A 5,681-nucleotide genomic window follows, 5' to 3' on the forward strand; every position below is an offset into this window, starting at 1 on the left:
ATGAGTTAACTGTATTGGGCGGGGGTGGCTTAGGCAAATCCTTTCGCCCGTGGCCGGGGCTTTCTCCCGGCCACGGGCGTCGGGGGCCGGCGGCGCCTTCCGGGGGAGGTGCCGCGCCTTCGCCGGCTACTGCATGTGCGGGTACCGGTAGTCGGTCGGCGGGACGAAGGTCTCCTTGATGGAGCGCGGCGACGTCCAGCGGAGCAGGTTGAGCACGGAGCCGGCCTTGTCGTTGGTGCCGGAGGCGCGCCCTCCGCCGAAGGGCTGCTGCCCGACGACGGCACCGGTGGGCTTGTCGTTGATGTAGAAGTTGCCGGCCGCGTACCGGAGGACTTCGGCGGTGTGCGCGGCGGCGGCCCGGTCGTTGGCGATGACGGCGCCGGTCAGCGCGTATTCGGCCGCGGACTCCATCTGCGCGAGCATTTCCTCGTACCGGTCGTCTTCGTAGACGTGGATGCCGAGGATGGGGCCGAAGTATTCGGTCCGGAAGATTTCGTTCTCGGGGTCGTCGGACACGAGCAGGGTGGGCCGGACGAAGTATCCGGCCGAGTCGTCGTAGGTTCCGCCGGCGACGACTTCGACGTCCGGGTCTGCGTGGGCCCGGTCGATCGCGGCCTTGTTCTTGGCGAACGCGCGCTCGTCGATGAGGGCGCCGATGAAGTTGGACAGGTCGGCGACGTCTCCCATGGTGAGCCCGTCGACTTCGGCGACCAGTTCCTCCTTGAATCCCCCGTCCCAGATGGAGCGCGGGATGTAGGCGCGCGACGCGGCGGAGCACTTCTGCCCCTGGTATTCGAACGCGCCCCGCACGAGCGCGGTCTTGAGCACGGCCGGGTCGGCGGACGGATGCGCGACGACGAAGTCCTTGCCGCCCGTCTCTCCCACGAGCCGCGGGTAGCTCCGGAACTTCTCGATGTTGTTCCCGACCGTCTTCCACAGGTGCCGGAACGTCGCGGTGGATCCCGTGAAGTGGATTCCGGCCAGGTCGGGGTGCTGGAGCGCCACGTCCGACACGGCGATCCCGTCCCCGGTCACCAGGTTGATGACGCCCGGCGGCAGCCCGGCCTCTTCCAGCAGCCGCATGAGCAGCACGGCGGAGTAGGTCTGCGTCGGCGACGGCTTCCACACCACCACGTTGCCCATCAGGGCGGGGGCGGTGGGCAGGTTCGCGGCGATCGCGGTGAAGTTGAACGGGGTGATCGCGTAGACGAATCCCTCCAGCGGCCGGTGGTCGGACCGGTTCCACACGCCGGGGCTGCTGATCGGCTGCTCGGCGAGGATCCGCCGCGCGAAGTGGACGTTGAACCGCCAGAAGTCGACCAGTTCGCAGGGGGTGTCGATCTCGGCCTGCTGGGCGGTCTTGGACTGCCCGAGCATCGTCGCGGCCAGCAGCGTCTCCCGCCACGGCCCGGCGAGCAGGTCGGCGGCGCGCAGGAAGATCGCGGCCCGGTCGTCGAACGACAGCGCCCGCCAGGCGGGCGCGGCCTTCAGCGCGGCCTGGATCGCGTCTTGGGCGTCGTCCTGCGTCGCGGTCCCGAAGGTGCCGAGGACGGACGCGTGCCGGTGCGGCTGCACGACGGCGACCTTGGCGCCGCCGCCGAGGCGCCGTTCGCCTCCGATCGTCATGGGCAGGTCGATCGGCGCCTCGGCGGTCAGCTCGGCGAGTTTCGCCTCCAGCCGGGCCCGCTCGGGGCTGCCCGGCGCATACCCGCGCACCGGCTCGTTCGTCGGCGGCGGAACGTTGGTCACGGCGTCCATGGAAAGGAAACCCTCCTAGCGGGAAACGAAGGAACGGAGAAAGAAGACGAGGTTGGCGGGCCGCTCGGCCAGGCGCCGCATGAAGTAGCCGTACCAGTCGGCCCCGTAGGGGACGTAGACGCGCATCTGGTGGGCTTCGGCGAGCCGCCGCTGCTCGGCGGTCCGGATTCCGTAGAGCATCTGGAACTCGTAGGACGCGGGCGACCGTCCCGCGGCCAGTGTCAGCGCGATCTCGATGATGCGCGGGTCGTGGCTGCCGATCATCGGGTAGCCGTCGCCCTTCATCAGCAGCTTGAGGCCCCGCACGTAGGCGCGGTCGATCTCGGGCTTGCTCTGGTAGGCCGCCGACTCAGGCTCGGCATAGGCGCCCTTGACCAGCCGGACCCGCGACCCCTCCCCCGCGAGGTCACGCAGGTCGCCCTCGGTGCGCCGCAACATCGCCTGGATGGCGACTCCCACCCAGGGGAAGTCCGTCCGCAGCTTGCCGAGGATCTCCAGGGTGGAGTCAACGGTGGTGTGGTCTTCCATGTCGAGCGTGACGGTCATGCCGACCCGCCCGGCGGCGTCGCAGATCTCCCGCGCGTGGTCAAGTGCGAGGTCTCCCGGCAGGGCCTGCCCCAGCGCCGACAGCTTCACCGAGGCGTCCGCCCCGCCGGCGAGCCCGTACTCCTCGAAGGCCGCGAACATCCGCAGATAGGCGTCCCGGGTCGCCTCGGCCTGCGCGGGTTCCAGGGTGTCCTCGCCCAGGTGGTCGAGGGTGACCTTGAGCCCCGCGTTCTGCAGGTCCCGCGTCACCCCGATCGCGGCCTCCAGATCGTCCCCGGCGACGAACCGGTCGACGACTCCCCTGGTCAGGGGCACGGACGTGACGAGATGGCGCATCCGCTCGCTGCGCGAGGCGGCGAGGAGAACAGGGCTGAGCATAGGGAGCCTCCAACGTCAAGGAACACCCCGCACGTTAGAAGCGCCACGCTGTACCCCCTATAGTCAAATGCCACTTTCAGTCCCGTGGTACTTCATACGAATGTACGAAGGCAGGACGCATGGCCCCGGACCTCCAGGAGATCGTGGAACAGGCGGCCGATCTCCTCCGCGCCCCCGCCACCCTGGAGGACCGCGATTTCCATCTCGTCGCCTACGCGGCCCACGGCGACACCATCGACCCCGTCCGGATGGACTCGATCCTGCACCGCCGCGCGTCCGACGCGGTCCGCGCCCGCTTCGAACGCCACGGCATAGCGCGCGCGACGGGCCCGGTGCGCATCCCGGCCGACACGTCCCTCGGCCAGTTGGGCCGCCTCTGCCTGCCCGTCCGCTGGAACAACGTGACCTACGGCTACCTGTGGCTCCTGGACGACGAGCAGCGGATAACGGACGCTCAGGCGGCCCGCGCGATGCCCCTCTGCGAACGGGCCGGCCTCCTCATGGCCCGCCAGGCCAGAGAACGCGATGACCTGGGTCTGAAGGTCGCCGGCCTGCTCTCCACCCACCCCGACGTCCGGACCCGGGCGGCAAGCGACGTGGCCGAGGCCGTGGCCCCCGACACACCCCTCACCGTGGCCGTCCTGCGCACCCCGAGCCCGGAACCACTCAACCCCTGGCAGCTCCCCCACTCCGTCCTGACCACGGTCTGGCAACGCGACCACATCCTCGTGATCCCCGCCTCGACCCCCACCCCGACGACCCTCGCCAGGGCCCGCCGTCTCCTGGAGGAACGCCACGTTTCCGTCCGGGCAGGTGTGTACTCCCCTTGCCCGACCCTGGAGGACGTCCACGAAGGCTGGCTCCGCGCCCGCGTGGCGGCCCGCACCGCCGCCCCCGGCGAAACCCGCGACTGGACGTCCCTGGGCGTCCTCCGTCTTCTCCGCACCGCCGGCGACGACGCCCTGATCCAGGCCACCCGGACCCGGGGGATCGACCGCCTCCTCGAATACCCGGATCTCACCGACACGGCCCGCACCTACCTGGACCTGGCAGGCAGCGTCCAGCGGACGGCCAAGACCCTGAGCATCCACCGCCAGACCCTCTATCACCGCCTGCGCCGCATAGAGGAACTGACGTCCCTGTCCCTGGCCAGCGGCCAGGACCGCCTGACCCTCCATCTGGCCCTGGCCCTCGCCCCCCACCTCAAGCAGGACACCGGCTGACCCGAAGCATGATCATTCGGCGCGACAACGGCCACCGCTCACGGGGACTCGGCAAGTCCCGCATGGTGCTCGCGGAGTTCCCGCTTCAGGATCTTGCCGCTGGGGTTCTTGGGCAGCGCGTCGGCGAGCACGACGTACTTCGGGCGTTTGTACCCGGCGAGCCGTTCACGAGTGTGCGCATGCACGTCCGCAACGCTCAGATCAACGCCGGCCTTGGGGACGACCACGGCGGTGACGGCCTCGATCCAGTGGGGGTGGCTGATCCCGAAGACGGCCACCTCGGTGACGCCTTCCAGCTCGTAGATGGCTTCTTCGACCTCGCGGCTGGCGACGTTCTCGCCGCCGGTCTTGATCATGTCCTTCTTGCGGTCGACGACGGACAGATAGCCGTCCTCGGTCATGATCCCGAGGTCACCGGAGTGGAACCAGCCGCCCCGGAACGCCTCGGCGGTCTTCTCCTCGTCGCGGTAGTACCCCAGGGTCGCGTGCGGGCTGCGGTGGACGATCTCGCCGATCTCGCCCGCCGCCACGGGGTTCCCGTCGTCGTCGACGAGCATGGTCTCGACGTTGATGGCCGCACGCCCGGCGCCGCCGGCACGTTCCAGTTGCTCGTGGGGCCGCAGGATGGTCGCGAGCGGCGCCATCTCGGTCTGCCCGTAGAAGTTCCACAACCGCACATCGGGTAGCCGCCGCATCAGCTCCCGCAGGACCTCCGCGGGCATCGGCGAGGCGCCGTAGTACCCCTTCCGCAGGCTCGACAGGTCGCGTTCGTCGAAGTCGGGGTGGTGCAGCAGGGAGATCCAGACGGTCGGCGGGCAGAACAGCTTGGTGACCTTCTCCCGTTCGATCGTCTCCAGCAGCGCGGCCGGGTCGGGCACCGGCAGGATGATGCTGGTCGCCCCCAGGTAGACGTCGACGGAGAAGAAGCAGTCGAGCTGCGCGCAGTGGTACATCGGCAGCGAGTGGACCTCGACGTCGTCCGCGCTCATCTCCCCGTCGATCACGCAGCTCACGTACTGGCTGATCAGCGAGCGGCTCGTCAGCATGACGCCCTTGGGCCGCGATTCGGTGCCGGACGTGTACATGAGCCGCAGCGGGTCGTCGTCCCCGACGAGGACGTCAGGCGCCGAGGAGGGCCCTTCCCGCCACCAGGGGTCGACGTCCTCCCACCCTTCGGCGGGCGCGGCGCCCGAGAGCCCGATCCACCCGCGCACACCGTCCCGGACCCCGGCCGTGGCGAGCGCCTTCTCGGCCGTGGCCGCGAGCGCGTCCTCCGCGATGATCCCGGACGCCCCCGAATGCCCGACGATGTAGGCGATCTCGTCGGCGTTCAGCATGAAGTTGACCGGGACGAGCACCACCCCGAGCTTGGCCGTGGCGAACGCCAGCACCGCGTACTGCCAGCAGTTATGGCTGAGCAGCGCGATCCGGTCCCCCTTGCCGAGTCCCCGTGCCGCCAGCGCGTGCGCGGCCCGGTTGACCGCGACGTCGAACTCCGCGTACGTGACCCGCAGGTCCCCGTCGACCACGGCGACCCTGTCCGGATACCGCCGCGCCGTCCGATGCAGCAGATCCCCCACAGAGTGCTGACGAGCCCGAGCCACCGACTCAGCCACAACCGCCACCTTCCCCACAAAACCCCAGGTAAGACCGGTGAATGCCGGATCATAAGCACACACGACAAGCCCCCCACCACCCCCGAAAAGGGGGATCAAGGGACACCCCCCCACCCCAGCCCCAGCGTCGGGGGTCTAGGGGCGGAGCCCCAGGGGCGGG

4 protein-coding genes are annotated in these 5,681 nt (G+C 69.8%); 1 reads left to right on the top strand and 3 read right to left on the bottom strand.

The window, feature by feature from the left end:
- Window positions 1-126: 126 nt before the first annotated feature.
- Both pruA and AF1_RS31580 read right to left on the bottom strand, forming a co-directional pair.
- Window positions 127-1,758, bottom strand: coding sequence for an L-glutamate gamma-semialdehyde dehydrogenase (pruA, locus tag AF1_RS31575; RefSeq protein ID WP_067807789.1), 1,632 nt, complete (start codon window positions 1,756-1,758; stop codon window positions 127-129).
- Between the two features lie 15 nt (window positions 1,759-1,773).
- Window positions 1,774-2,682, bottom strand: coding sequence for a proline dehydrogenase family protein (locus tag AF1_RS31580; RefSeq protein ID WP_067807792.1), 909 nt, complete (start codon window positions 2,680-2,682; stop codon window positions 1,774-1,776).
- Window positions 2,683-2,801: 119 nt separating this feature from the next.
- Between AF1_RS31580 and AF1_RS31585 the strand changes: the two genes are divergently transcribed.
- Window positions 2,802-3,905 (top strand): PucR family transcriptional regulator, encoded by a 1,104-nt coding sequence (locus AF1_RS31585; RefSeq protein ID WP_067807795.1) that lies wholly within the window; start codon window positions 2,802-2,804, stop codon window positions 3,903-3,905.
- 38 nt (window positions 3,906-3,943) lie between these two features.
- Here the strand turns inward: AF1_RS31585 and AF1_RS31590 are convergent, their stop codons facing one another.
- Window positions 3,944-5,521 (bottom strand): acyl-CoA synthetase, encoded by a 1,578-nt coding sequence (locus tag AF1_RS31590; RefSeq protein ID WP_255218854.1) that lies wholly within the window; start codon window positions 5,519-5,521, stop codon window positions 3,944-3,946.
- Between the last annotated feature and the right edge of the window lie 160 nt (window positions 5,522-5,681).

It is taken from the genome of Actinomadura formosensis NBRC 14204, assembly GCF_001552155.1.
GTDB classification, from domain to species: domain Bacteria; phylum Actinomycetota; class Actinomycetes; order Streptosporangiales; family Streptosporangiaceae; genus Spirillospora; species Spirillospora formosensis.